Annotated in this window: 27 protein-coding genes; 7 read left to right on the forward strand and 20 right to left on the reverse strand. The window is 69.1% G+C overall.

The window, feature by feature from the left end; all coding sequences use genetic code 11:
• The 3 genes from IE209_RS25460 to IE209_RS25470 form a co-directional block, all read right to left on the reverse strand.
• Positions 1-669: enolase C-terminal domain-like protein (locus IE209_RS25460; RefSeq protein ID WP_308433222.1), on the reverse strand; the 669-nt coding region annotated here is incomplete at its 3' end.
• Positions 670-730: 61 nt separating this feature from the next.
• Complete coding sequence (locus IE209_RS25465) at positions 731-1,690, reverse strand: Bug family tripartite tricarboxylate transporter substrate binding protein (protein ID WP_189689685.1); 960 nt, start codon at positions 1,688-1,690, stop codon at positions 731-733.
• Positions 1,691-1,883: 193 nt separating this feature from the next.
• Entirely contained in the window at positions 1,884-2,885 is a 1,002-nt protein-coding gene (locus tag IE209_RS25470) for a LacI family DNA-binding transcriptional regulator (RefSeq protein WP_229883042.1), read from the reverse strand.
• 69 nt (positions 2,886-2,954) lie between these two features.
• On the opposite strand from IE209_RS25470, the gene IE209_RS25475 reads away from it, so the two are divergent.
• Genes IE209_RS25475 through speB form a run of 5 tightly spaced genes read left to right on the forward strand, consistent with a single transcriptional unit; the run spans position 2,955 to position 7,202 of the window.
• Positions 2,955-3,950 carry an ABC transporter ATP-binding protein gene (locus tag IE209_RS25475; protein ID WP_189689686.1) on the forward strand — a complete coding sequence of 332 codons (996 nt, stop codon included), beginning with the start codon at positions 2,955-2,957 and terminating at the stop codon, positions 3,948-3,950.
• Entirely contained in the window at positions 3,950-4,768 is an 819-nt protein-coding gene (locus tag IE209_RS25480) for an ABC transporter permease (RefSeq protein ID WP_189689687.1), read from the forward strand. Before IE209_RS25475 ends, IE209_RS25480 begins: the two co-directional genes overlap by 1 nt.
• A gap of 1 nt (position 4,769) precedes the next feature.
• Positions 4,770-5,573 (forward strand): ABC transporter permease, encoded by an 804-nt coding sequence (locus IE209_RS25485; RefSeq protein ID WP_189689688.1) that lies wholly within the window; start codon positions 4,770-4,772, stop codon positions 5,571-5,573.
• A 49-nt stretch (positions 5,574-5,622) separates the two neighbouring features.
• Positions 5,623-6,186 carry a cytochrome b gene (locus tag IE209_RS25490; protein ID WP_189689689.1) on the forward strand — a complete coding sequence of 188 codons (564 nt, stop codon included), beginning with the start codon at positions 5,623-5,625 and terminating at the stop codon, positions 6,184-6,186.
• The gene (gene speB, locus IE209_RS25495) at positions 6,141-7,202 is read left to right on the forward strand and encodes an agmatinase (RefSeq protein WP_373305429.1); all 1,062 of its coding nucleotides are present in this window, start codon (positions 6,141-6,143) and stop codon (positions 7,200-7,202) included. The genes IE209_RS25490 and speB overlap by 46 nt, the downstream gene beginning before the upstream one ends.
• On the opposite strand, the gene glnT is transcribed toward speB, so the two are convergent.
• The 11 genes from glnT to IE209_RS25550 form a co-directional block, all read right to left on the reverse strand.
• Entirely contained in the window at positions 7,184-8,521 is a 1,338-nt protein-coding gene (glnT, locus tag IE209_RS25500; protein WP_189689691.1) for a type III glutamate--ammonia ligase, read from the reverse strand. The genes speB and glnT overlap by 19 nt on opposite strands.
• Positions 8,514-10,004, reverse strand: coding sequence for an aldehyde dehydrogenase (locus IE209_RS25505; RefSeq protein ID WP_189689692.1), 1,491 nt, complete (start codon positions 10,002-10,004; stop codon positions 8,514-8,516). Before IE209_RS25505 ends, glnT begins: the two co-directional genes overlap by 8 nt.
• A 19-nt stretch (positions 10,005-10,023) precedes the next feature.
• On the reverse strand, positions 10,024-11,400 hold the full coding sequence (locus IE209_RS25510) for a DUF3138 family protein (protein ID WP_189689693.1): 1,377 nt from the start codon (positions 11,398-11,400) through the stop codon (positions 10,024-10,026).
• A 59-nt stretch (positions 11,401-11,459) separates the two neighbouring features.
• Complete coding sequence (locus IE209_RS25515) at positions 11,460-12,314, reverse strand: ABC transporter permease (RefSeq protein WP_189689694.1); 855 nt, start codon at positions 12,312-12,314, stop codon at positions 11,460-11,462.
• Entirely contained in the window at positions 12,311-13,249 is a 939-nt protein-coding gene (locus tag IE209_RS25520) for an ABC transporter permease (RefSeq protein ID WP_373305430.1), read from the reverse strand. The genes IE209_RS25515 and IE209_RS25520 overlap by 4 nt, the downstream gene beginning before the upstream one ends.
• A 10-nt stretch (positions 13,250-13,259) precedes the next feature.
• The gene (locus tag IE209_RS25525) at positions 13,260-14,357 is read right to left on the reverse strand and encodes an ABC transporter ATP-binding protein (protein WP_189689696.1); all 1,098 of its coding nucleotides are present in this window, start codon (positions 14,355-14,357) and stop codon (positions 13,260-13,262) included.
• A 36-nt stretch (positions 14,358-14,393) separates the two neighbouring features.
• Entirely contained in the window at positions 14,394-15,530 is a 1,137-nt protein-coding gene (locus IE209_RS25530; RefSeq protein ID WP_189689697.1) for a polyamine ABC transporter substrate-binding protein, read from the reverse strand.
• Between the two features lie 47 nt (positions 15,531-15,577).
• Positions 15,578-16,966, reverse strand: coding sequence for an aspartate aminotransferase family protein (locus IE209_RS25535; protein WP_189689698.1), 1,389 nt, complete (start codon positions 16,964-16,966; stop codon positions 15,578-15,580).
• Between the two features lie 42 nt (positions 16,967-17,008).
• Positions 17,009-18,373, reverse strand: a complete 1,365-nt coding sequence (locus tag IE209_RS25540) for a glutamine synthetase family protein (protein ID WP_189689699.1) — start codon at positions 18,371-18,373, stop codon at positions 17,009-17,011.
• Between the two features lie 80 nt (positions 18,374-18,453).
• Complete coding sequence (locus IE209_RS25545) at positions 18,454-19,260, reverse strand: gamma-glutamyl-gamma-aminobutyrate hydrolase family protein (RefSeq protein WP_189689700.1); 807 nt, start codon at positions 19,258-19,260, stop codon at positions 18,454-18,456.
• Between the two features lie 184 nt (positions 19,261-19,444).
• A complete protein-coding gene (locus IE209_RS25550) occupies positions 19,445-20,794 on the reverse strand; it encodes an NAD(P)/FAD-dependent oxidoreductase (protein WP_189689701.1) in 1,350 nt (449 codons plus the stop codon).
• 296 nt (positions 20,795-21,090) lie between these two features.
• On the opposite strand from IE209_RS25550, the gene IE209_RS25555 reads away from it, so the two are divergent.
• Complete coding sequence (locus IE209_RS25555) at positions 21,091-21,588, forward strand: Lrp/AsnC family transcriptional regulator (protein ID WP_189689702.1); 498 nt, start codon at positions 21,091-21,093, stop codon at positions 21,586-21,588.
• Between the two features lie 6 nt (positions 21,589-21,594).
• Here IE209_RS25555 and IE209_RS25560 read toward each other — a convergent pair whose 3' ends face one another.
• The 4 genes from IE209_RS25560 to IE209_RS25575 are packed head-to-tail and all read right to left on the reverse strand — an operon-like array spanning position 21,595 to position 24,294.
• A complete protein-coding gene (locus tag IE209_RS25560) occupies positions 21,595-22,362 on the reverse strand; it encodes a class II glutamine amidotransferase (protein ID WP_189689703.1) in 768 nt (255 codons plus the stop codon).
• 2 nt (positions 22,363-22,364) lie between these two features.
• Positions 22,365-23,828, reverse strand: coding sequence for an MFS transporter (locus IE209_RS25565; RefSeq protein WP_229883043.1), 1,464 nt, complete (start codon positions 23,826-23,828; stop codon positions 22,365-22,367).
• A gap of 25 nt (positions 23,829-23,853) precedes the next feature.
• Positions 23,854-24,042, reverse strand: a complete 189-nt coding sequence (locus IE209_RS25570; protein WP_145551689.1) for a 4-oxalocrotonate tautomerase — start codon at positions 24,040-24,042, stop codon at positions 23,854-23,856.
• A gap of 36 nt (positions 24,043-24,078) precedes the next feature.
• Positions 24,079-24,294 (reverse strand): cysteine-rich CWC family protein, encoded by a 216-nt coding sequence (locus IE209_RS25575; RefSeq protein WP_189689704.1) that lies wholly within the window; start codon positions 24,292-24,294, stop codon positions 24,079-24,081.
• A 105-nt stretch (positions 24,295-24,399) separates the two neighbouring features.
• Here IE209_RS25575 and IE209_RS25580 point away from each other — a divergent pair, with 105 nt between their 5' ends.
• A complete protein-coding gene (locus IE209_RS25580) occupies positions 24,400-24,750 on the forward strand; it encodes a DUF1304 domain-containing protein (RefSeq protein WP_189689705.1) in 351 nt (116 codons plus the stop codon).
• On the opposite strand, the gene IE209_RS25585 is transcribed toward IE209_RS25580, so the two are convergent.
• Positions 24,751-25,866 (reverse strand): AI-2E family transporter, encoded by a 1,116-nt coding sequence (locus tag IE209_RS25585; RefSeq protein WP_189689706.1) that lies wholly within the window; start codon positions 25,864-25,866, stop codon positions 24,751-24,753.
• 70 nt (positions 25,867-25,936) lie between these two features.
• On the reverse strand, positions 25,937-26,350 hold the full coding sequence (locus IE209_RS25590) for a VOC family protein (protein WP_189689707.1): 414 nt from the start codon (positions 26,348-26,350) through the stop codon (positions 25,937-25,939).
• Between the last annotated feature and the right edge of the window lie 36 nt (positions 26,351-26,386).

A 26,386-nucleotide genomic window follows, 5' to 3' on the forward strand; every position in this document is an offset into this window, starting at 1 on the left:
GATGGCGTCCTTCAGCAGCCAGCCGCCGTTGGGGTCCAGCGTGACGCGGGCCTGCGGAAAGCGTTCGTGCAGGGCGGTGACGGCCTCGACCTCTTCGTCGCCGCGCAGCACGCCGCCCTTGAGCTTGAAGTCCTGGAAACCGTAGCGTTCCTGGGCTGCTTCGGCCAGGCGCACGATGGCCTCGGGCGTCATGGCTTTTTCGTGGCGCAGGCGGAACCAGGCGTTGTCGGCCTCGGGCTCGCGGCGGTAGGGCAGGTCGGTCTGGCCCTGGTCGCCCACGTAGAAGAGGTAGCCCAGCATCTGCACGGCATCGCGCTGCTGGCCTTCGCCGAGCAGGGCCGCGACGGGCACTTCCAGGTGCTGGCCCAAGAGGTCGAGCAGGGCCGACTCGGCGGCCGTCACGGCGTGGATGGCCACGCGCAGGTCGAAGGTCTGCAGGCCGCGCCCGCCGCTGTCGCGTTCGGCGAACTGCGTGCGCATGGCGTTCAGGATCGCCTGGTAATTGCCGATGGGCTGGCCGACGATGAGCGCGCGCGCGTCTTCCAGCGTCTGGCGGATCTTCTCGCCGCCGGGCACCTCGCCCACGCCGGTGCGGCCGGCGTTGTCGGTCAGGATCAGCAGGTTGCGCGTGAAGAAGGGGCCGTGCGCGCCCGACAGGTTCATGAGCATGTCGTCGTGGCCCGCCACGGGCACGACACGCAGGTCTTGGACGAGAGGAGTGGTCACGGGATCAGTCGGCCGAGATCTTGCGGGTGTCGATCAGCGTCTTCCAGCGCGCCCATTCCTTGGCCTGGAAGGCCGTGAACTCGGCTGGCGTGCTGCCGACGATTTCCAGGCCCTGCTCCACCATGCGTTGCTTGACGGCCGGATCGTTGATGGCGGCGACGGCGGCCTTGGCCAGCTTGTCCTTCACCGCGGCGGGCAGCCCCTTGGGCGCGGCCAGGCCTTGCCAGGAGTAGACCTCGGCGCCCTTGACGCCAGCCTCGGCCAGCGTGGGCACGTCGGGCAGCACGGGCGAGCGCTTGTCGCCCGTCACCGCGATGGCGTGCAGCTTGCCGGCCTTGATGTGCGGCAGCACGGCATTGACGTTCTGGAAGGAGAAGTCCACCTGCCCGCCCAGCAGGTCGTTGATGGCCGGCGCGCCGCCCTTGTAGGGCACGTGCAGGCCTTCGGTGCCGCTCTGCTGCCAGAACACCTCGGCCGACAGGTGGTCGGACGAGCCGTTGCCCGAGCTCGCGAAGCTGACCTTGCCAGGGTTGGCCTTGAGCAGCGCGATGACCTCGGCCAGCGTGCGCTCCTTCTGCTTGGGGCTGGCGACCAGCACGTTGGGCGCCTGCACGGGCACGCTGATGTAGTCGAAATCCTTGGTGGCGTCGTAGGGCACGCCCTTGACCAGGTGCGGCGTGACCACGAAGGCGCCCAGCGAGGACACCAGCAGCGTGTAGCCGTCCGGCGCGGCGCGCTTGACGAAGCCCGCGCCGATGGTGCCCGTGGCGCCCGGCTTGTTGTCGACGATGAAGCTCTGGCCCAGGGCGGTGCCCATCTGCAACGCCATGGCGCGCGCCACCATGTCGGTGGATCCGCCGGCCGGGAAGGGCACGACGATGGTCACGGGTTTGTCGGGCCAGCTGGTCTGGGCACCGGCCACGAGCGAGACCGTGCAGGCCAAGGCGGCGAGCAACTTTTTCATGGGTTTCTCCTGAAGGACGAGGACAGAGGGGCGCGCGCGCACCCACAGGCATGCACGCAAGTTATCGTTAACAATCTGTGTGTTAACGATATCCAAAACCATTCAGGAGAAATCTAGGGGATTACCCGCAGCTCAGAAACGGAGTACCCGCTACGCGTCGCGCGGGCGACACTGCGGTATCGGTACCGCGGGCTCAGGTGCTGGCGCGTTCGACGATGGAAAAGCCGATGTCCACCACGGGCGCGGCGGGCACCTGACCCTCGGCCCGCGCCACCACCATCTCGGCCGCCAGCCGGCCGATGCGCGTGCCGTCGATGCGCACCGTGGTCAGCGGCGGCGCGGCGTCGGCCGCCACGCTTTGGTCGCCCATGCCCACGATGGCCAATTGCCCCGGCACGGCGATGCCGCGCTCGCGCGCCTCGACGGCCGCGCCCAGCGCCAGCATGTCCGAACTGCAGAACACGGCCGTGACCTCGGGCGCACGGGTCAGCAATTCGGCCAGACCGGCCCGGCCCGCGCCCATGGTGCTGGGCGCCGGCATGAACGTGGCTTGCGAGGTCTGCAGGCCCAGCGCCTGGGCGCGTGCGTTGAAGGCCGCCACGCGCGTGAGCGCGCGCGCATCGCCCGCGCTGACCATGGCCACATGGCGGTGGCCGCGCGCATGCAGGTAGTCGACCACGGCCGCGCCGATGGCCGGGTGCGAGAAGCCGACCAGCATGTCGATCGGCGTGGGCGTGAACTCCCAGGTCTCCACCACCGGAATGCCGCTGGCGCGCAGCACGCGCCGGCCTTCCTCCGAGCGGACGACACCCGTGACGACCACGCCGTCGGGCCGGCGCTGCACGATGGCGCGCAGCAGCTCGTCCTCGCGCGCGGCGTCGTAGCCGCTCTGGCCGATCATGAGCTGGTAGCCGCGCTCGTGCAGCGCGAGGTCCAGTGCCTCCACCATCTCCTGGAACACCGGGCCCACCATGGTCGGCAACAGCGCCGCCACGAGCCGCGCACGCGCGCGGCGCAGGCCGCTGGCCATGGCGTTGGGCACGAAGTTCGTGCGCCGCACGGCTTCGCGCACGCGCTCCAGCGTGTCGGGCGAGACCTTCTGCGGCGTGTTGAGCGCGCGCGAGACGGTCATGGCGGAGACGCCGGCGATGCGGGCGACGTCCTGGATCGTGAAGGGCTTGGCGCCTGGGTTCACAGCGTGGGTGCGGGGGCGTGGAAAGGCAGGGATTGTGACTAGAATCCGCGCCCCTTCGCCAGACCGCCCATGCCGCAGATCGTCGTCGACCAGCTGACCAAGACCTACCGCATCGCCGAGCGCGCGCCGGGGCTGGCCGGTGCCGTGCGCGGCCTGTGGCAGCGCCGCCACCGCGCGGTACAGGCGCTGGCCGGCGTGTCGTTCCAGCTCGAGCGCGGCGCGCTGCTGGGCTTCATCGGCCCGAACGGCGCGGGCAAGTCCACCACCATCAAGATCCTGGCCGGCATCCTGCGGCCCGACGGCGGCCGCGTGACGGTGGACGGGCGCGACCCCTTCGCCGACCGGCAGGCGCACGTGGGCCGCATCGGCGTGGTGTTCGGCCAGCGCACCCAGCTGTGGTGGGACCTGCCCGTGGGCGAGGGCTTCGAGCTGCTGCGTGACATCTACCGCGTGGCGCCGCGCCGCTACCGCGCCACGCGCGACGAACTGGTCGCCGCGCTGCAGCTCGAGCGCGTGCTGGACCAGCCCGTGCGCCAGCTCTCGCTGGGCCAGCGCATGCGCGCCGAGATCGCGGCGGCGCTGCTGCACGAACCCGACCTGCTGTTCCTGGACGAGCCCACGATCGGCCTGGACGCGCCCTCCAAGCTCGCGGTACGCGACTTCGTGCGCCGCGCCAACCGCGAGCGCGGCACCACGGTGCTGCTGACCACGCACGACATGCACGACATCGAGGCCCTGGCCGAGCGCGTGATCGTGATCGGCCACGGCCGCGTGCTGGCCGACAGCCCCGTGGCCGCGCTGCGCGCCCAGGTGCTGGCCGAGCGCCGGCTGCTGGTGGACTTCGCCGAGGCGCCGCCCGCGGCTTTCGCGCAGCCCGGCGTGCGCGAGATCGCGCGCGAGGGCCGCACGCTGGTGCTGGGCTTCGACCCGACGCAGGTGGCCGCGCCGGCACTGATCGCGCGCATCGCATCCAAGCACGCGGTCGAAGACATCCGGCTCGAAGGCCTGGCCATCGAGGAAGTCATCACGCGCTTCTACGCGCTGCACGGTGCAGAGGAAGGCTGATGGCGGCCTACCGCGCCCTCTTCGTCGCGCGCTTCCTGCAGGTGCTGCAGTACCGCGCGGCCGCGCTTGCGGGCTTCGGCACGCAATGCTGGTGGGGCGGCATCAAGGTCATGGTGCTGGCGGCCTTCTTCGGCCAGGCCGGCCACGCCGCGCCGACCATGACGCTGGCCCAGGCCATCACCTACACCTGGGTCGCCCAGGGGCTGCTGGCGCTGCTGCCCTGGGGCGGCGACCCCGAGGTGGCGCTGGCCGTGCGCACGGGCGCGGTGGCCTACGACCGGCTGCGCCCCATCGACGCCTATGCGCTGTGGTTCGCGCGCAGTGCGGGCTGGATCGCCGCACGCGTGCTGCCGCGCGTGGCGCTCATGGCGGCCTTCGCGGCCGTGCTGCTGCCGCTGGCCGGCCTGCACGCCTGGGCCTGGCAATTGCCCGCGACGCCGCGGGCGGCGCTGGTCTTCGCCCTGTCGGCGCTGCTCGCGCTGGCCTTGTCCACCGCCCTCGTGATGCTGCTCAACATCGCCGCGGCGGCGGCGCTGGATGCGCGCGGCATCAACGCCTTCGCGGTGCCGCTGGTCATCCTGCTGTCGGGCAATCTCGTGCCGCTGGCGCTGCTGCCCGATGGCTGGCAGCAGGCCCTGCTGCTGCAGCCGCTGGCCGGGCTGCTGGACATCCCGATGCGGCTGTACATGGCGCAGGCCACGGGTGCGCAGGCGGCGGCGCTGCTGGGGCTGCAGGCGTTCTGGGTGGTCGCGCTGGTCGCGCTGGGCCGGTGGGGGATGGCGCGCACCATGCGCACGCTGGAAGTCCAGGGCGGTTGACATGTCGCACCTGCGCCTGTTCCTGCGCCTCGTCGCCGCCTCGCTGCGCGGCCAGCTGCGCTACCCGGCCTCGGCGCTGCTGCTGACGGTCTCGCAGTTCCTCGTCACCGGCATCGAGGTGGTGGCGATCTGGGCGCTGTTCGACCGCTTCGGCAGTGTGCAGGGCTGGCGCATCGGCGAGGTGGCGTTGTTCTACGCGCTGGTGCACACCATGTTCGCGCTGGCCGATGCGCTGGGCCGCGGCTTCGACATCCTGGGCACGGAGTTCCTGCGCACGGGCCATTTCGACCGGCTGCTGCTGCGCCCGCGCCCGCTCGCGCTGCAGCTCATGGCGCACGAGCTGCGGCTCTCCCGTCTGGGCCGGCTGTTGCAGGCGCTGGCGGTGCTCGTGTTCGCCAGCGTGGTCGCACCCATTGCCTGGACCCCTGCCACCGTGGCGCTGGCGCTGTTCTGCGTCGCCGGCGGCGTGGCGCTGTTCCTGGGCATCCTCGTGCTGCAGGGCACGCTGGCCTTCTGGACCGTGGAGAGCCTGGAGATCGCCAACGTGTTCACCTACGGCGGCGTCGAGGCCGGCCAGTACCCGATGGCGGTGTACGCGCGCTGGTTCCGCCGGCTGCTGACCTTCGTCGTCCCGCTGGCCTGCGTGGCCTACTACCCGGGCCTGGCGATCCTGGGCCGGGCCGATCCGCTGGGCGCGCCTGAATGGCTGGGCTGGATCTCGCCGCTGGCCGGCTTCGGCTTCCTCGCGCTGTCGTTCATGGCCTGGCGCGTGGGCGTGCGGCACTACGCCTCCACGGGCAGCTGAAGTCCTGCATTCACCACGGGTTTGCCCGGGCTGCCTACAGTGCGGCCGCATGCAAGCAGCCCCCACCTCCGTCTGGCGCGACTCCCCTGAACGCTACGGCCGCATCAGCCGCTGGCTGCACTGGGGCATGGCGCTGCTGTTCGCCTGGCAATTCATCGGCATGGGGCTGCGGCTGGCGCTGGGGCGCACGCCCGTGGTGTCGTTCTTCGTCGGCTCGCACGCCAGCGTGGGCCTGCTGCTGATGGTCCTGGTGCTGCTGCGCGGCGCATGGGGCTTGTCCCATGCCGGCCGGCGCCCGCCGCACGGCAGCGGCTGGCTGGGCCGCGCGGCGGCCGCGGGCCATGGCGCGCTGTACCTGCTCATGGTGATCGTGCCGCTGCTGGCCCTGGTGCGCGCCTGGGGCTCGGGCCGGGCCTTCATCTGGTTCCATACGCTGCCCCTGTGGGGCGCCAGCCCCAAGAACGAGGCCCTGATGGCACCGGCCAACGCCGCCCATGGGCTGCTGGCCTGGGTGCTGCTGGCGCTGGTCGCGGGGCATGTGGCCATGGTGCTGCTGCACCGCTGGTGGTGGCGCGACGCCGTGGCGCAGCGCATGGTGGGGCGCGTGCGCTGAAGGCCGCTCTGCCGGCATCTGCGGATTGGCAGACGCAGGCCGAACCGGCACACTCGGCGCGCACCCTCCACGATGCCATGACCGCCTTCGCCTTCCTCTCCAACACCAGCTTCCTCAAGGTTCCCGTCAACGACACGCGCCGTCCCTTCGCCATCGCCGGCGTGGCCTGGGACGGCTGCGTCACCAACCGCCCCGGCGCGCGCTTCGGGCCGCGCGCAATCCGCGAGGCCAGCCACATGCTCTGCGACGGCACGCACCCGCTGTTCGACGTCTCGCCCGAGGCAGCGCTGACCGACGTGGGCGACCTGCCGCTGCCCAACACCAGCCTCAGGGAGATGCGCGCCGCGATGGCGCCGCTGGTGCGCACGCTGATCGCGCACTACCACATGGCCTGGCTGGGCGGTGACCACTCGATCACGCTGGCCCTGCTGCGGGCCTACCGCCAGCACTTCGGCAGGCCGCTCGCGGTCGTGCACTTCGACGCCCATTGCGACACCTGGAAGGACCACTTCGGCGAGCCCAGCGGCCACGGCACCTGGGTCTACGAGGCGATCCAGGAAGGCCTGGTCGTCAAGGAATGCTTCGTGCAGTTCGGCATCCGTTCGGCCGGCGAGCGCGAGGCGCGCGACTACGTGCGCGACCAGGGCGGCATCATCCACACCGCGCGCGCGCTGCGCGGGCTGGAAAGCCCAGCTCAGCTGCAGCCCCTGGTGGCCGAACTGCGCGAGCGGGTTGCCGCGCACGGCAACCCACCGCTGTACCTGAGCCTGGACATCGACTGCCTGGACCCGGCCTTCGCGCCGGGCACCGGCACGCCCGAGCCCGGCGGCATGAGCACCAACCAGGTGCTGAGCCTGCTCGAGGAGATGGCCGATCTGCCCTTCGTGGGCATGGACTGCGTGGAGGTGGCGCCGCCCTACGACCATGCCGACCTGACCAGCTACGCCGCGGCACAGTTCGTCTGGACCTACCTCTGCGCGCGCGTGGCGCGCCAGGCTCAGAAGGCCGTCGCGTAGCGCTCGAACTCCCAGGCGCTGACGTGGCGCGCATAGGCGGTCCATTCGGCCCGCTTGAGCCGCACGAACTCGCCGTGCGCCGCAGCGCCCAGGGCCTGGGCCAGCACGCTGTCGCGCTCCAGTGCCTCCACGGCCTCGCCCAGGCTTTGCGGCAGCACCGGGATGCCTTCGGCGCGGATGCGCTGCAGCGGCCACTCGAACAGATCGTCCGGCCTCGCGGGGCCGGGGTCCAGGTGCCGGTCGACGCCATCCAGCCCGGCCGCGATCAGGCCCGCCGCGGCCAGGTAGGGGTTGGCCGCGGCATCGGGCAGGCGCCATTCGAAGCGGCCGCGCAGCGTGCGCACCAGCGCCGTGCGGTTGTTGAAGCCATGGGCCACGTAGGCCGGCGCCCAGCTCGTGCCCGAGAGCGATTCGCCGACCACGAGCCGCTTGTACGAGTTGACCGTGGGCGCGGCCAGTGCGCACAGCGCCGCGCTGCGGCCGAGCACGCCGGCGATGAAGGACCGGCCCAGCTCGGAGAGCTCGGCATGGTCGTCGGCGAACAGGTTCTCCTCGCCCTTCCACAGCGACACGTGGAAGTGCAGGCCGCTGCCGGGCTGGTTGGCGAAGGGCTTGGGCATCATCGAGAAGCTGGCGCCATGGTGCTCGGCCAGCGTGTGGGCCGCCATCTTGAACAGCATGAGCCGGTCGGCCGTGGTCAGCACGTCGGCATGGCTGAAGTTGACCTCGAACTGGCCGTGCGCATCCTCGTGGTCGGTCTGCAGCAGTTCCATGCCGGCGTCCAGCAGGGCCTGGTTCAGCGCGTCGAGGAAGCCGCCCTGGCGCGCCAGGGCCTTGAGGTCGTAAGACGGCTTGTCCGAGCGGTCCAGCGGATCGACGGGCTGCCACTGGCCCGCGGCATCGCGGCGCAGCAGGAAGAACTCGGGCTCCATGCCGACCTGCAGCGTCCAGCCGCGCGCGGCCAGCCGCTCCACCTGGCGACGCAGGATCTGGCGCGGGCAGGCCTCGAACGGCTCGCCGTCCACATGGCCGTCGCAGACCACGCGGGCATAGCCCGGCATCCAGGGCAGCGCCTGGGCCGTGGCCGCATCGCCGCGGCCGTAGTACTCGGAACGGGCGCCGCTGCGCGGCAGGCCGGTGCCGGCGATGGAGGTGCCGGAGAAGCCGGCACCGCCGCGCAGCAGCGTGCCGAGCTGCGCCAGCGGCAGGTACTTGCCGCGTGCCACGCCCAGCAGGTCGGTGAACTGCGCCAGCAAGGTGTGCACGCCCTGCTTGGCCAGCTTCTCCTGCAGGACCTGGGCGGTGGTCGGATCAGGCATGGATGCGCAGCCAGGTGGTCTTGAGTTCGGTGTACTTGTCGAAGGCGTGCAGCGACTTGTCGCGGCCGTTGCCCGACTGCTTGTAGCCGCCGAAGGGCACGGTGATGTCGTCTTCGTCGTACTGGTTCACGTGCACGGTGCCGGCGCGCAGCGCGCGTGCGACGCGGTGCGCGCGGTCGATGTGGCTGCTCCAGACGCTGGCCTGCAGGCCGTAGGCGGAGTCGTTGGCCAGCGCGATGGCCTGCGCCTCGTCACGGAAGCGGATCACGCTGAGCACGGGGCCGAAGATCTCCTCGCGCGCGATGCGCATGTCGTTGCGCACCTGGTCGAACACCGTGGGCTCGACGTAGTAGCCGCCGCTGTCGGCCCGCACCTGGCGGCCGCCCGCCATGCAGCGCGCGCCCTCTTCCTGCCCCGAGGCGATGTAACCCATCACGGTGCGCAGCTGGCCTTCGTCGACCACGGCACCCATCACGGTCGACTCGTCCAGCGGATCGGCCGGGGCGTAGGCCGGCGCATGGCGCGCCACGCGCGCGACGAAGTCGTCGGCGATGGCCTCGTGCACGAGCAGGCGCGAGGGCGCATTGCAGGATTCGCCCTGGTTGAAGTACATGCTGCCGGCCGCGGTTTCGGCCGCGCGGTCCAGGTCGTCGAAGTCGGGGAACACGAGGAAGGCCGACTTGCCGCCCAGCTCGTTGTAGACGCGCTTGAGGTTGGACTGGCCCGCATAGGCCAGCGTGCGCCGGCCCACGCGCGTGGAACCCGTGAAGCCGATGGCGTCCACATCCGGATGCAGGGCCAGCGCTTCACCCGCCTCGTGGCCGAAGCCCGGCACCACGTTGAAGACGCCGGGCGGCAGCCCGGCTTCGAGTGCGATCTCGGCCATGCGCATGGCCGTGTAGGGCGACTTCTCCGAGGGCTTGAGCACCACGCTGTTGCCGGCCGCCAGCGCCGGGCCGAGCTTCCAGGCGGCCATGATCATCGGGTAGTTCCAGGGCACGATGGCGCCGACCACGCCCATGGGCTCGCGCGTGATCAGGGCCAGCGCCGCGGGGCCGGTGGGCGCGATCTCGTCGTAGACCTTGTCGATGGCCTCGGCATACCAGGCGATGCAGCGCGCAGCGGCCGGCACGTCCACGCTGCGGCTGAAGCGGATGGGTTTGCCCATGTCCAGCGTCTCCAGCAGGGCCAGCTCGTCGGTGGCGGCCAGCAGGCCTTCGGCGAACTTCTGCAGCAGCTTCTTGCGCGCGGCCGGCGGCTGGCGCGACCAGCGGCCGTCGTCGAACGCGGCGCGCGCGCTGGCCACCGCGCGGTCCACGTCCCCCGCCTGGGCCCGGGCCACGGCACCGAGCAGGCGGCCGTCCACGGGCGAACGTTTGTCGAAGGTCTGGCCGGTGCTGCTGGCGCAGCGCTGGCCATCGATCAGGATGCGGCCATCGGGCCGCAGCAGGCCGGCCCGTTCCTGCCAGGAGAGCAGAGGCATGGAGCGACTCCGCGACCGGTCAGAAGCTCACGACGACCGAGGTCGCGAGCAGGTGGTTGGACTTCTTGTAGTCGCCGCTGCGGACGTCCAGGAACACCGGCAGGCTGGCGCGGTCCAGCCGGTACTCGGCCTTCAGCGTGGTGTTGGGGTTGAGCAGGTAGCTCATGCCCATGGTGAGCGCGTAGCGGTTGGCGCCCTTGTTCGGATCGCCGCCCATCGGGTCCGGGCCGATGCCGTTGCGGTCGTCGAAGGCCGTGTAGCCCAGCAAGCCGCCGCCGTTCTTCTTGTTGTTGATGTAGTCGGCGCGTACCGTGCCCTCCAAGCGCGGCGTGAACTTGTAGGCGGCAAGGCCCGACAAGCCCCACCACTTGGCATCGCGCAGGGCGCCGGTGTCGGGGTCGGGCGTGATCGCGGCCTTGCGCTGCATGCCGACGCTGGCCTGGCCCTGCAGCGTCCAGTCGCCGCGGATGAAGTAGGCGTCGAACTCGAACAGGTGGAGGGCCGAATCACGTTGCACGATGGGGTTGCCGTCCGCGTCGACCAGGTTCTCCGACAGGTTCGGCGCCTTGCCATGCACGCCCGCGAAGCCGAAGCCTGCGTACTCGCCCTTGGCGTAGTCGACGCGGTAGGCCAGCACCGGCGCCTTGTTGCCCGAGCCGCGCCGCGTCGCATTCATGTTGGCCAGCATGGCCTTGTAGATCCACTTGCCATCGGTGATCTCCATGCCGGCGCCGGTGTAGGCCGTGGGCAGCGTGAAGTCGAACAGCAGGTTGTGCGTGATGAGCTTGTTCTGCGGCGCCGGCAGGTACTCGTAGCCGGACCAGTCGGGCACCTGGCCGGCGATGAAGCGCGTCGTGGGGCTGCCCAGCGGAATGGAGACCGAGGCCTCGTGGATGATGGAGGTGCCGTCGAAGGTCGAGCCGACGCCGCGGTTCGGCGCCAGCGTGAGGCGCCAGCGCGTGCCGCTGTCGGTCTCCTTCGTGAAGTCGATGACGGCCGCGCCGAAGTAGGAGTTGTCGTAGTTGTAGCCGTCGTCGTCCACGCGGTTCAGGAACTGGAAGGTCGAGGTGTCCTGGCGCCGGTTGTAGATGTAGGTCGGGTCCATGTAGCCCTTGATCTGCAGGCCCTTGAGGCCCAGCGCGTCGCGGGTGTCTTCCAGTGCCTCGGTCTTGAGCGCGATGCGGTTGAACTCCTGCTGCTGGTCGGGCGTCATGCCCGGGGCCGGCGCCGCGGCGGCCTTGGCCTCGGTGTCCTGCAGGCGCTTTTCGAGCTGGTTCACCTTGTCGCGCAACGCGCGCAGTTCGTTCAGCAGTTCGGCCGAGCTCTGCGCCGCGGCAGACAGCGGGAACGTGGCGGCCAGGGCGGCGGCGATGGCGGTGTACTTCCAGGCGGTCATCTTGTTACTCCTCGGACGTGGTTGTTGTGGGACACAGGAAAGGAATGGAGCGGCGCGCGTCACTCTTCGCGTCGCGCGGCGGCCATCGCGCGGATGCGTTCGCGCTCGGCGCGGGCGATGAGGTAGCTGGCGACGATGACGCCGATGGAGACCAGCACGATGATCACGGTGGCAACGGCGTTGACGGTGGGGTTCAGGCCCAGCCGCGCGCGCGAGAAGATCACCAGCGGCATCGTGGTCGAGCCCGGGCCCGACAGGAAGGCCGACAGCACCACGTCGTCCAGCGAGATCGTGAACGTGAGCAACCAGGCCGACAACATGGACTGCGTGATCATGGGCAGCGTGACCAGCCGGAACACCTGGGCCGGGCGCGCACCCAGGTCCATGGCGGCTTCTTCGAGCTGCGGATTGAGTTCCTGCAGCCTGGCCTGGACGACCACGGTGGCGTAGGCCATGCCCAGCAGCACATGGCCCAGCCAAATCGTGAACGCGCCGCGCTCGGGAAAGCCGGTCAGGCGCTGCAGCGAGACCAGCATCAGCAGCAGCGACAGGCCGACGATGACCTCGGGCATCACCAGCGGCGCGTTGACCATGCCCGAGAACAGCGTGCGGCCGCGAAAGCGCCGGTACTTGTTCAGCGTGAACGCAGCCAGCGTGCCGAGCACGACCGAGCCGCAGGCGGTGAAGAACGCGATCTTCATCGACAGCCACAGGCCGGCGATGATCTCGCGGTCGCGCACCAGCGCGGCGTACCACTTGAACGTGAATCCCTCCCAGACGCCCGGCACCGGCGAGTCGTTGAAGGAGTACACGACCAGCGCAATGATGGGCAGGAACAGGAAGGCGTAGACCATGACCAGCCAGGTGCGCGCGGTGGTGCGGGCGGCACGGGGGCCGAAGAGAGCGCGGGTCATCGTCCAGCCTCCTGGGCTTGGGCCTGGTAGCGGTTGAACAGCGCCAGCGGGATCAGGATCAGCAGCACCACGACCACTGCCACGCTGGAGGCCATGGGCCAGTCGTTGTTGCTGAAGAACTCGTCCCACAGCACGCGCCCGATCATGAGCGTCTGCGGCCCGCCGAGCAGCTCGGGGATCACGAACTCGCCGACGCAGGGGATGAACACCAGCATGCTGCCGGCGATGATGCCGGCCTTGGACAAGGGCACCGTCACCTTCCAGAACGCGACCCAGGGCGTGGCGCCGAGGTCGCTGGCAGCCTCCAGCAGCCGCATGTCCATCTTCGCCAGGTTGCCGTACAGCGGCAGGATCATGAACGGCAGGTAGGTGTAAACCATGCCCAGCACCAGCGAGAACGGCGTGTTGAGCAGCTTGCCCGGCGTGGCGATCATGCCGCCGGCCGCCAGCAGCTGGTCGATGCCCAGCGCCACCAGCACCTCGGCCACCCAGCCGTGGTCGCTGAGCAGGCCCTTCCAGGCGTAGACGCGCAGCAGGAAGGAGGTCCAGAACGGCAGCATCACCAGCATCAGCAGCACGGGCTGGGCCGTGGGCCTGGCGCGGGCCATGAAGTAGGCGAACGGGTAGCCGATCGCCAGGCACAGCACCGTGGTGATGGCTGCGTACTTGAGGCTGGCCACGTAGGCGCGGAAGTACAGGTCGTCCTGCGTGATGAAGACGTAGTTGCTGAACTTCAGGCTCAGCTGCAGCACGCCCTCCTTGAGCGTCAGCAGGTCCTTGAAGTTCACGGTCTCCATCTCGGAGACGCTGATCTTGGCGACGATCAGGAAAGGCAGCAGGAAGAACACCAGCAGCCACAGGTAGGGAATGCCGATGACGGCCGTGCGGCCGCGCCACCATGCAGAGCGCCGTGCGGTGGCAGGAGTGGTGGGCATCGCCATCTCCCTACTGGGTGAGAACGACCTGGGCCGAATCGGACCAGTGCGCCCATGCGAGGTCGTCCCAGGTCAGCACATCGCCCGGGTGGCGCTCGCTGTTGATCTGGCTGACCTTGATGACCTGGCCGCTGGCCAGCTGCAGGTGGTAGACGGTGTAGCTGCCGAAGTACGACAGGTCGCGCACCTTGCCCTGCACCTTGTTGTAGGGCTCGGCCGGTTCCTGGCGCGACAGGCGGATCTTCTCGGGTCGCAGCGCCACGCTCACCTCCATGCCCTGGTGGCCGGTGATGCCATGGCCCACGTAGTGCGTCATGTCCTGGCAGCGGATCACCACGTGGTCCGGCTGGTCCTCGGCCACCGTGCCGTCGATGAGGTTCACGTTGCCGATGAAGTCGGCCACGAAACGCGTGGACGGCGTCTCGTAGATCTCGCCCGGCGCGCCGACCTGCAGCAAGCGGCCCTCGCTCATGATGGCGATGCGCGAGGCCATGGTCATGGCCTCTTCCTGGTCGTGCGTGACCATCACGCAGGTCACGCCGACCTCCTCGATGATGTTGACGAGTTCCAGCTGCGTCTCCTCGCGCAGCTTCTTGTCGAGCGCGCCGAGCGGCTCGTCCAGCAGCAGCAGGTTGGGCCGCTTGGCCAGGCTGCGCGCCAGCGCCACGCGCTGTTGCTGGCCGCCCGACATCTGGTGCGGCTTGCGCTTGGCCAGCTTGCTGAGCTGCACGAGCTTGAGCATTTCTTCCACGCGCTGCGCCACCGCATCGCCCGGCATGCCATCGCGGCGCAGGCCGAAGGCGATGTTGTCCCACACGCTGAGGTGCGGGAACAGCGCGTACGACTGGAACATCATGTTGATGGGCCGCTCGTAGGGCGGCAGCTTGCTGAGGTCCTTGCCGTCCAGCACGATGCTGCCGGAGGTCGGCAGGTCGAATCCGCCCAGCATGCGCAGCAGCGTGGTCTTGCCGCAGCCCGACGAGCCCAGCAGCGCGAAGATCTCGCCCTTCTGGATGTCCAGGCTGACGTGGTTGACGGCCTTGACGCCGCCGAAGTCCTTGACCACGTCGCGGATTTGCAGGTACGCCTGCCCCTGGCTCTTCACCATATTTCCCTCCCCCTCGCGGTTGGCAGGACCGTCAGGTCACATGCCGGTCTTGAATGACGTGAACAGCCGGGTGACCGTGCGGCGGATGTCGTTGCTCAGGGCGTCGGGCGCCACCATCTTCTTCATGTCCTCGTCGGTCGGGAAGATGGTCGGGTTGTTGGCCACTTCGGGCTTGATGAACTTGCGCGATTCCTTGTTCGGGTTCGCGTAGAACACCTTGTTGGACAGGCCCGCGTGCACCTCGGGGCGCAGGATGTAGTTGATGAACTTCAGCGCGTTGTCGGGGTGCGGCGCATCGGCCGGGATCACCATCACGTCGAAGAACAGCACGCCGCCGGTCTTGGGGATCAGCGCCTCGATCTTCTGGCCGGTCTTGCCATCGATGGCGCGCTGGCGTGCGATGTTGATGTCGCCCGACCAGCCCAGTGCCAGGCAGATCGAGCCGTTCGCCATGTCGTTGATGTAGCCCGAGGAGCTGAACAGCGTGACGTAGGGACGGATGGTCTTGAGCAGCGGCCCGACGCCGGCATAGTCACCCTGGTTGCGGCTGTAGGCCGGCTTGCCCAGGTAGTGCATGGCGGCCGGTACGATTTCGGTGGCAGAGTCCAGGAAGCTCACGCCGCAGGACTTGAGCTTGGAGATGTACTCGGGCTTGAACACCAGGTCCCAGGCATTGTCGGGCATGGGCATGCTGCCCAGCGCGGCCTTGACCTTGTCGACGTTGATGCCCACCGTCGTGTAGCCCCAGAGCCAGTTGACCTGGTACTGGTTGCCCGGGTCGAGCTTGGCCAGTTGCTCCTGCAGCACCGGGTCCAGGTTCTTGAGGTTGGGCAGCTTGGACTTGTCGAGCTTTTGCAGCAGCCCGCCGTCGGCCTGCAGCTTAGCCCAGTACGAGGACGGCACCACGATGTCGTAGCCGGTCTTGCCCGCCACGAGCTTGGCATGGACGATTTCGTTGTTGTCGAAATTGTCGTAGCGCACCTTGATGCCGGTTTCCTTCTCGAAGTTGGCGATGGTGTCTTCGGCGATGTAGTCGGACCAGTTGTAGACGTTGAGGACTTTCTCTTCCTGCGCCAGCACGCCCTGGGGGGCCAGCGCAGCGCAGGCCAGGGCCAACCCGGCGAAAACACCGGCGGTGCGGTGCGGGCGACGACGGAACGACAGCAGCTTCATGTTGAAACCTCCGGAGTGGGAAGCAAGCGACAAGGGAAAGGGGGAGTTCAGAGCCAGCCGTTGCGCTGTGCGTCGGCCAGGGTGAGGTCCAGCGCGCGGCGGATCAGCACCAGCATGTCGTCGATCTGGGCCCGCGTCATGACCAGAGGGGGCGCGATGATCATGCGGTCGCCCACGGCGCGCATGACCAGGCCGTTGCCGAAGCAGTGGCCGCGGCAGACCATGCCCAGCTCCAGCGCCTCGGGGAAGGGCGCGCCGCTGGCCTTGTCCTTGACCAGCAGCACCGCGCCCATCAGGCCGCAGGTCTGCACCTCGCCCACGAGCGGGTGGTCACGGAGCGCATCGAAGCATTCGGCGAGGTAGGGGCCGGTGTCGTCGCGCACGCGTTCGACCAGGCCTTCGCGCTGGATCAGCCGGATGTTGGCCACGGCCACGGCGCAGGCCACGGGATGGCCGGAGTACGTGTAGCCGTGGTTGAACTCGCCACCGCGCTCGATCAGCACATTGGCCACGCGGTCGCCCACCATCACGCCGCCCAGCGGGATGTAGCCGGAGGTGACGCCCTTGGCGAAGGTCATGAGGTCGGGCCGCGTGCCGAAGCGCTCGCAGCCGAACCACTGGCCGGTGCGGCCGAAGCCGCAGATGACCTCGTCGGACACGAGCAGGATGCCGTACTTGTCGCAGATGCGCTGGATCTCGGGCCAGTAGGTCTCCGGCGGCACGATGACGCCGCCGGCGCCCTGCACGGGCTCGCCGATGAAGGCCGCGACCTGGTCGGCACCGACCTCGAGGATCTTGGCCTCCAGCCAGCCGGCGGCCACGCGGCCGAACTCGTCGCGCGACAGGCCGCGGCCGAGTTCATGCCAGTAGGGCTGCTCCATGTGGACGATGCCCGGGATCGGCAGGCCGCCCTGGGCATGCATGCCGCCCATGCCGCCCAGCGAGGCACCGGCCATGGTGGAGCCGTGGTAGGCGTTCTTGCGGCTGATGATCACGTGCCGTTGGGGCTGGCCCAGCAGGTCCCAGTAGCGGCGCACCATGCGCACCACGGTGTCGTTGCCCTCCGAGCCCGAGCCCGAGAAGAACACGTGCTTGAACTGCGGCGGCGTGACCTCGGCCAGCAGCTCGGCCAGCTCGATGGCCGGTGGCGTGGCGGTCTGGAAGAAGGCGTTGTAGAAGGGCAGTTCCTGCAACTGGCGCGTGGCGGCCTCGACGAGTTCCTGGCGGCCGTAGCCGACGTTCACGCACCACAGGCCCGACATGGCGTCGAGGATCTTGTGGCCTTCGCTGTCGTGCAGGTAGATGCCTTCGGCCCGCGTGATGATGCGCGAGCCCTTGCGCGCAAGGCTCTGGAAGTCGGTGAAGGGATGCAGGAAGTGCGCGGCATCGGCGCGTTGCCATTCCTGGGTGCTGCGGGTACGGGTGGTCTGGTTCATGGCTGTCTCGTGGAATCGGTGGGCAATGGGAGGCGTGCTGGCTCAGACATGCAGCAGCAGGTGTTCACGCTCCCAGGGCGAGATGACTTTCATGAACTCCTCGTACTCGATCTCCTTGACCTCGGTGTAGACGGTCACGAATTTCTCGCCCAGCACGGCGTGCAGGTCGGTTTCGGCCTTGAGCAGCCCGAGCGCCTCGCCCAGGCTGCGCGGCAGGCTGTATTCGCCGAGGTAGGCGTCGCCCTTGCACTCGGGCTTGGGCTCGATGCGGTTCTTGATGCCCAGGTAGCCGCAGGCCAGCGTGGCCGCCAGGGCCACGTAGGGGTTGGCGTCCGCGCCGATGACGCGGTTCTCGATGCGCCGCGCGGCCGGGCCCGCGACCGGCGAGCGGATGCCCACGGTGCGGTTGTCGGTGCCCCACTGGATGTTGATCGGTGCCGCCGTGGCCCGGGACAGCCGGCGGTACGAATTGACATACGGGGCGAACAGCGCCATGGCCGCCGGGATGTAGCGCTGCAGCCCGCCGATGTACCAGCGGAACATGTCCGAGGCGCTGCCGTCGGCGTTGCTGAAGATGTTGCGCCCGGCCTGGTCGACCACGCTCTGGTGCACGTGCATGGCGCTGCCCGGCTCGTGCGCCATGGGCTTGGCCATGAAGGTGGCGTACATCTCGTGGCGCAGCGCGGCCTCGCGGATGGTGCGCTTGAAGAAGAACACCTCGTCGGCCAGGCCCAGCGGATGGTCGTGGAAGAAGTTGATCTCCATCTGCCCGGCACCCGCCTCGTGGATCAGGGTGTCGACGTTGAGCTCCATCTTCTCGCAGTAGTCGTAGATCTCCTCGAACAGCGGATCGAACTCGTTGACCGCGTCGATGGAGTAGGACTGGCGCGAGGTTTCGGCGCGACCGCTGCGGCCGCGCGGTGGACGCAGCGGCTGGTTGGGGTCGGCATTGCGCTCGATCAGGTAGAACTCCAGCTCTGGAGCGACCACCGGATTCCAGCCTTCGGCGGCGAACAGATCGCAGACCCGGCGCAGCACCGAGCGCGGCGCATAGGGAATCATGTTGCCGTCGCGGTCGAAGCAGTCGTGGATGACCTGGGCCGTCGGGTCGGCCGCCCAGGGCACGATGCGCACGGTGGCCGGGTCGGGCCGCAGGTGCATGTCGCGGTCCGTGGGCGAAATCACGTCGTAGTAGGAGCCCTGCTCGGGGAACTCACCGGTCACCCCGATGGCGACGATGGCCTCGGGCAGGCGCATGCCGCGGTCCTCGGTGAATTTCTCGCGCGGCAGGATCTTGCCGCGGGCCACGCCCGTGAGGTCGGGCACCAGGCATTCGATCTCGGTGACGCGGCGCTCGTTGAGCCATTGCTCGAGCTCGCTGAAGGTGAAGTTTTCTCTGGCAACCATATCTACCTTTCTTGTGCGCCGGGCTTGCGGGCCGCGGCGCGTGTTCTGGGTCTGACAACGATGTGTTGCAGTCAGGGCAGCTAGGTTTCGGGCGCGAGATCGTCGTCTTCGTGGCGGTGGTGGCCTGCGCGCCAAGCTTGACAGGCGCGACCGAAGGCCGTCAACAGCTTTCGGGAGACCGGGTTCGCGGAAGCCTGCCACTCGGGGTGCCATTGCACGCACAGGCTGAAGCCGCTCGATTGCGGCACCGAGAAGGCCTCGATGAGACCGTCTGGCGCGAGCGCTTCGGCACGCAGGCCGTCCGCCAGGCGCCGGATGCCCTGGCCGTGCAGGCTGTTGACCTGGATGTCGTCCAGGCCGAGCACGGCATGCAACACGCCGCCGGGCAGCACGCGCACGGCATGCACCGGTCCGTATTGCACGTCGACCGGATCCTCGTCGCGCGCGCGGTGGTCCATGAAGCCGGGTTGCTCCTGCACGGCCTGGTAGAGCGAGCCGCCCAGCGCGACGTTGGTCTCCTGCAGGCCGCGGCAGATCGCGAACAGCGGCATGCCGCGGCGCAGTACCTCGCGCACCACCGGCAGGGTCCATGCATCGCGCGCCTCGTCCAGCGGCAGACTGGCGTCGTGGACCTCTTCGCCGAAATGCCGCGGGTGGGTGTTGGACACGGAACCGGTGAGGAAGACACCGTCCGCGAGCGCGAGCAGCGCGTCCACCTCCTCCGGCTGCGCGGCCGGCACCACCAGGGGCAGGCAGCCGGCCAGCCGGACGGCATCGAGATACTTTTGGCCCGCAGCCTGGAACGGATGGTGTCCAAGCATCTTGCTGCAGGCGGGAACCAGCACGATGGGCGGGTTCCGCGGGGTGGACGGTCGGTTGGTGCTCATTGGGCTTGCTGCGCCGGGTTCTTAACCCGGGTCTTGCGACACGGCGCATTGGGCTTGCTGCTGCTGAAACGAACTGTTCTGCGTCTGGGGCCGTGCAAGGGCTGTGCCACAACGCAGGGCCGACCAGGCCATGCGCTGTGGCACAGCTCTACCGGCCGCGCGCGCAAACGGGAAGTCGGGGCGTTCACAGGGCGTCCCTCATGCGGTAATAGGCCATGCCCAGCACCAGGGCCGGCGTGCGGAGCCAGGCTCCTCCCGGAAACGGACGGTGCTGCAAGCGCGCAAAGACGTCGAAGCGTGCGGCGTCGCCCGTCATGGCCTCTGCCACGAGCTTGCCGGCCAGCCCGGTCAGCGCCAGGCCGTGGCCCGAGAAGCCTTGCAGGTAATACACGTTGGCATGGTGCGAGCGCACTGAATACGATCGATCCCGGGGCGCTTGCTGCGCACCATCCTTGCGCAGCCGCCCGAAATCGGGCGCGCGGTTCATGGAGATGTCGACGAAGCCGCCCCAGGCATGGTCGATGCGGCAGCCGGCGAGTTGCGGGAATGTCCTCGCCATCCGCTTGCGCATGCTGGCCACCAGGTTGCGTGGCGTGGCCGTGCTGTAGCTCACGCGGCCCCCGTAGAGCATGCGGTGGTCGGCGGTCGGCCGGAAGTAGTCGAGCACGAAGTTCGTGTCGCACACGGCCGAGCGCGAGGGAATCAAGGCTGCGCAGAGCGCCGGGTCCAGCGGTTCGGAACAGACGACGTAGGTGCCCACCGGCATGATGCGCGACTCGATCTGCGGGGCCAGGCCTTGCAGGTAGACGTTGCCGGCCAGCAGCACCTGCTCCGCCAGGACCGCGCCCCGCGCCGTGTGCACCCGCGGCCGCGCGCCGGTCTGCAGGCCTGTGACGGGGCTGTCTTCGTGGATGCGCACGCCCAGGCGCTGCGCGGCGCGGGCCAGGCCCAGGCTGTATTTGAGCGGATGCAGATGGCCGGAGCGGGCATCGTGGATGCCGCTGTGAAAGCGCGGACTGGCGATCCACCCGCCCATCTCCTGCGGCGCGATCCAGGTGGTCTGGTAGCCGTAGCTGTGGTGCATGTGCTCCTGCCACAGGCGCAGTTCCGCAGCCTTGCGCGCGTTGACCGCCAGGCCCATGTAGCCCGGTTGCCAGTCGCAATCGATGCCGAACCGCTGGCAGCGCTGGGCGATGAGGTCCAACGCCTCCAGCGTCATGTCCCAGACCGTGCGGGCCGGCTCCTTGCCGAGCTGCTGCTCCACCACGCTCTGGTCGCAGGCCAAACCGGCGATGGCCTGCCCGCCATTGCGGCCCGAAGCGCCCCAGGCCACCTGCCGCGCCTCGAGCAGCACCACGCGGCGGCCGCGGTCTGCCAGTTCGATGGCCGCCGACAGGCCCGCCAGGCCGCCGCCCACGACGACCACATCGGTCTGCACCTCGCCGTCGAGCGCGGCAAACCGGATCTCGCGCGGCGCCGTGGCCGCATAGTACGAATCGCGCGCAAGATCCTGGTCGACGCTCAGAAAGCTCATAAATACGCGAAGCTGGCCTTGGAAGGGAAGTGCACTGCGCTGCGGTCAGCCCACAGCGCGGACGGGGATCGGTGGCACTTCACGCCTGGGGAGCGCTGGCTGCACCACGGTACCGAAAGACACCGGACCTGTCGATCCGGCTGGCATGGTGTCCACCTGGATGCCCCCTTGTTTTTTCGTATGCATTTCGCATGCCAGTTTAGGTGGGCACGGACGCAATCGGGTTGCGCCGGGGTGGAGGATGAACCCTGGGTCTTCGCATAACATGCAGAAATCTGTGCCAAGCTCAGAATCTGATGCGAAAGTCCGACGCCAACTTGCAATTCGACGCGATCGATGCGGCGATCCTGCGCGCGCTGCAGCACGACGCCAAGCTCTCCAACGTGGAGCTGGCCAACCGCGTCCAGCTCTCGCCCTCGGCCTGCCTGCGCCGTGTCAAGCTGCTCGAAGACGCCGGCGTCATCACGCACTACGTGGCCCTGGTCAATCCCAAGGCGGTGGGCCAGCCAGGCACCTCGTTCACGATCGTCAACATCGAACGGACCACGCCGGACGCCCTGCGCGCCTTCGAGCAGGCCGTGGCGGACGAGCCGCGCATCCAGGATTGCTTTTATGTCGCCGGCAGCAACGACTACCTGCTGCGCTTCACCTACCGCGATGCCGACGACCTCGAGCGCTTCTACGCCGAGGTGCTGTCACGCCTGCCCGGCGTGGTGCGTTCGAACTCCATGCTGGTGCTGCGCACCGTCAAGCGCACGACCGCCCTCGCGCTGCGTTCGGAACTGCGTCAGTAGCCGGCCCTAGTGGGCGCTCAGCGCGCCATCGACGAAGACCTTGAGCTCGCCCGGCGCGAAGGCCGTCCAGGCCTCGTTGGTCGTGAGCGGCGTGGTCACGACCACGGCCACACGGTCGTCGGGCGTGGTGAGGCTGGAGAAGTCGACCGACAGGTCCTCGTCGGCCAGTTGCGCGTGGGTGAACGGGTGGCGCCGCTCGACGTAGTGCAGCAGCGTGGACGCATGGGCCCACAGCGCCTGGCCGTTGGACAAGAGGAAGTTGAAGGTGCCGTGCCGCGCGATGCGCGGTGCCAGCTCGCGCAGCGTGATGCTGAGCTCCTCCACCGTGGGCACGCCGGCATGCGACTTGGCCAGCTCCTGCATGATCCAGCAGAAGGCGCGCTCGCTGTCCGTGCTGCCGACCGGGCGGAAGGCGCCGTGCAGGCGCGGATGGAAGTCCTTGAGGTCGCCGTTGTGCGCGAACACCCAGTACCGCCCCCACAACTCGCGCACGAAGGGGTGACAGTTCTCCAGCGCCACCACGCCCTGGGTGGCCTTGCGGATGTGCGAGATCACGTTGCGGCTCTTGATCGGGTAGCGACGGATCAACTCGGCCACGGGCGATTCGCAAGCGCTCTGGTGGTCGACGAAGTGGCGCAGGCCGTGGCCCTCGAAGAAGGCGATGCCCCAGCCGTCGCTGTGGTGGTCGGTGCGGCCGCCGCGCTCGGCGAAGCCGGTGAAGCTGAACACCACGTCGGTCGGCGTGTTGCAGTTCATGCCCAGCAGTTGGCACATGGTCAGGCTCCCGCGCGCGGGTCGGCGCGCAACTGGCGTGCCGCCGCGATCGCCAGCACGCACAGCGCGGCCAGCATCAAAAAGGTCTCGTTGAAGGCGGCCAGACGCTCGGTGCTGACGCCCCCTTGCGGCAGCAGGCTCTGGCCGTGCGCGGCCAGCCGCCATTCGAGCACGATGCCGCACAGGCTCACGCCCGTGGCACCGCCCAGCATGCGCAGGAAATTGATCGCGCTGGCGCCCTGCGGGATCAGCGACTTGTCGAGCGAGCGCATGGCGCCCAGGTTCAGCGAGGGCAGGATGAAGCCCAGCCCGATGCGGCCCAGGATGGCCCAGGCCACGAGCCAGGCGATCGGACTGGCCGCCGGCACCGTCATCATGAGCGCGAACGAGGCCGCCAGCAGCGCGAGCCCCGTGCTCACGAGCAGCGAAGCCGGCTTGCGGTCCGCGAGCCGGCCGACCAGAGCCATGGTGCCGGCCAGCACCAGACTGGCCGGCACCAGGATGGTTCCCACGTGTGCGGCCGACAGGTGCAGCGCCGACTGCATATAGACCGGCAACAGGTAGGTCGAACCGAACAGCGCCGTGCCGTAGATGCCCGAGACCACGCAGCCCATGGCATAGGCACGCGAGCGGAACAGGCGCATGTCCATGAGCGGCAGGCCGCCGCCGCGCGTCTGGCGCTGCTGCCACCAGACGAAGCCGCCGAAGGCGGCCACGGCCGCGGCCAGCAGCAGCACGGCCGTGGCGCCCGGCCGCGCGTGCAGCTCGACCATGCCGTTGAGCAGGCACAGCGTGCCCACCGTGCCCAGGGCCAGGCCGGACCAGTCGAGCCGGCCGCCATCGCGCGTGGCGACGGCACCACCCGGCGCCGTCATGGGCACGTAGGTGCGCGCCAGCCACAGCGAGGCGACGCAGAAGGGCACGACCATGAAGAAGATGGAGCGCCAGCCGAAGGCCTCGACCAGCAGGCCGCCGATGCTGGGGCCGATGGCCGGGGCCAGCACCACGCCCATGCCGAAGATGCCGGTGGCGCGGCCCTGCTCGTGCGGCTGGAAGGCGCGCAGGATGATGATGGCCGGAATGGGCTGGACCACGCCCGCCGCCAGGCCCTCGGCCACGCGGGCCGCCAGCACCAGGCCGAAGTCCGCGGCGAAGCCGCCCGCGATGCCGCCCGCCATCAGCAGCCACATGGCGCCCGAATAGGTGCGGCGGTAGCCGTAGCGCGCGAGCAGCCACGGCGTGGTCAGCATGGAGCTGGTCATGGCGACCATGAAGCCCGAACTGACCCAGGCCGCACGCGACGGCCCCAGCGCGAACTGGTGGCTCATGTCCGGCACCGCCACGTTGACGATGGTGGAGGACATGATGGAAGCGATGGTTCCCACCATGACCGACAGCAGCAGCAGCCAGCGGTAGCGCGGCCCGTAGCGGGCCCGCAGATCGGGCAGGGAGGACGTCGCGCTCAAGGGCAAAGGGCCGTGGCCGGCCCGCTTACTTCTTCTCGGACCAGAGCTGGCCGCCGGTGGCCCAGTTCTCGCGCTTGACGTCGGTGATCAGGATGTCGACCGATTCGGGCGAACCGCCGAGGATCTCGACCGAGACGCGGGTGATCTCGGCCACGAGCTTCTTCTTCTGCTCGACGGTGCGGCCTTCCATCATTTCGATGTGGTAGGTGGGCATGGGTGCTTCTCCTGCAAGGGCTGAAAGCCACGCATGTTAGCCCTGCGCGCACCGGGCACAGACGCAGGCCAGGCCGCGCGCGGACGCCGGTACGCGGGCCAGCACCTCGGGCGCGATGCGCGCCTGCATGCACCAGCATTCGGCCGCGCGCGCCGCATCGCCGCAGGCCACCGCACAGGCATTGGGCTGCCCGCACAGCGGGCAGGTGCGCGCGTCGGGCACGGGCAGCGGCGGCAGGGGTGCGGCGGGCATGCGAATCAGTGTAGGCCAAGCCCGCGTTCGCCCCTGCCGGTGCCGAAGCCCGCGTTCCGGCCTGCACAATGGACTGCGCTTTACCCACAGAACAAGGAGAACCTCATGCTGGCCAACATCCTGATCGTGCTCGTGGCGCTGCTGCACATCTACTTCCTGGTCCTGGAGATGGTGCTCTGGGACAAGCCCCAGGGCATGAAGGCCTTCCAGCTCACCCCCGAGAAGGCCGAGATGACCAAGGCCATGGCCGCCAACCAGGGCCTGTACAACGGCTTCCTCGCGGCCGGCCTGCTCTGGGGTTTGAACCTGGGCGCAGAGGGCCTGCACATCAAGGTCTTCTTCCTCGCCTGCGTGGCGGTGGCCGGCGTGTTCGGCGCCATGACGGTCAGCCGCAAGATCTTCTACATCCAGGCGCTGCCGGCGCTGCTGGCCCTGGCGGCCCTGTGGCTGCTGTGACTACAGGATCTCGTCGTCCGTCCGCTTCGGCGGCGCGGCCGTCGCCTCGGCCAGCGCATTGGCCTGGGCCTGCTCGGTCGCGAAGATGTCCCACACCGCGATGAACATGGCCGCGATCAGCGGCCCGATCACGAAGCCGTTGAGCCCGAACAGCGCCATGCCGCCCAGCGTGCTGATCAGCACCACGTAGTCGGGCATCTTGGTGTCCTTGCCCACCAGCAGCGGGCGCAGCACGTTGTCGACCAGGCCGATCACGAGCACGCCGTAGACCACCAGCCCGATGCCCTGCAGCGTGGCGCCGGTGGCCAGCAGGTAGATGGCCACCGGCCCCCAGACCAGGCCCGCACCCACGGCCGGCAGCAGCGACAGGAAGGCCATCAGCACCGCCCACAGCACGGGCGCGTGGATCCCCAGGAACCAGAACGCCAACCCGCCCAGCGCCCCCTGCACGGCGGCCACGGCGATGTTGCCCTTGACAGTGGCGCGGATCACGGTCGTGAACTTGCCCGAGAGGTTGCGCAGGTAGCCGGCATCGAGCGGGATGGCGTCGCGCATGCGCCGCGTCAGCTGGGCACCGTCGCGCAGCAGGAAGAACAGCAGGTACAACATGATGAAGAAGCTGACCACGAAGTCGAAGGTGTTCTGCCCGATGTCGATGGCCTGCTGCGCGATGCGCTGGCCGCCCTGCTGCAGCGCGGTCAACAGACGCTGCTGCAGGCCGTCCAGATCGTCCAGGCCGAAGCGGCCCAGCAGTTGCGTGAACCAGTCGGGCAGCGCGGCATAGATCTGGTGCGCATAGCCCGAGAAGCTCACGCCGCCGTCGCGCACCCTGGCGTACAGCGCCGTCACCTCCTGCACCACCGAACTCGTGATCATGGCCAGCGGCAGGATCACAAGCAGCACGATGATGAGCAAGGTGAGCAGCGCGGCCAGCGTGGGCCGCTGGCGCGTCTTGACCAGCAAGCGCCGGTACAGCGGCGCGAACACGATGGCCAGCACCGCCCCCCAGAACACCGCGCCGTAGAAGGGCAACAGGATCCAGCCGAAAGCGACCGAGACGGCCACCAGCAACAGGATGAAGGCTTTTTGTTCGAGTGCCGGAGGCTGGGAGGACATGGAGGAGGCAGGGCTGGCGGAGGTGCCGCGCATCGTATCGGCAAACCGCCTGCCCCCACGGCCCGACGTGTCAGACGGCGTAGAGGCCTTCGGTCGTCCGAAAGCCCTTGACCTCGATCGGGTTGCCGAACGGGTCGCGGAAGAACATGGTCCATTGCTCGCCGGGTTCGCCGGCGAAGCGCACCTGCGGCGCAAGCACGAAGTCGGTGCCGGCCGCTTCCAGCCGGCGTGCCAGTTCCTGCCAGGCCGGCAGCAGCAGCACCACGCCGAAATGCGGCATGGGCACCAGCTTGTCGCCCACCCGGCCGGTGGCGGCCGTGGCGAACCGCTCGCCCAGGTGCAGCGAGACCTGGTGGCCGAAGAAGTCGAAGTCGACCCAGGTGGCGGTGCTGCGGCCTTCGCGGCATCCCAGCGTGCCGCCATAGAAGCGGCGCGCGGCGTCCAGGTCGGTGACGTTGAAGGCGAGGTGGAAGACGGAGGTCATGGTGGTTGCGGGTGGATCGGAGGGTGGGAACGCGCA

It is taken from the genome of Pseudorhodoferax aquiterrae (assembly GCF_014652235.1).
In the GTDB taxonomy this organism is placed as follows: Bacteria; Pseudomonadota; Gammaproteobacteria; order Burkholderiales; family Burkholderiaceae_C; genus Pseudorhodoferax; species Pseudorhodoferax aquiterrae.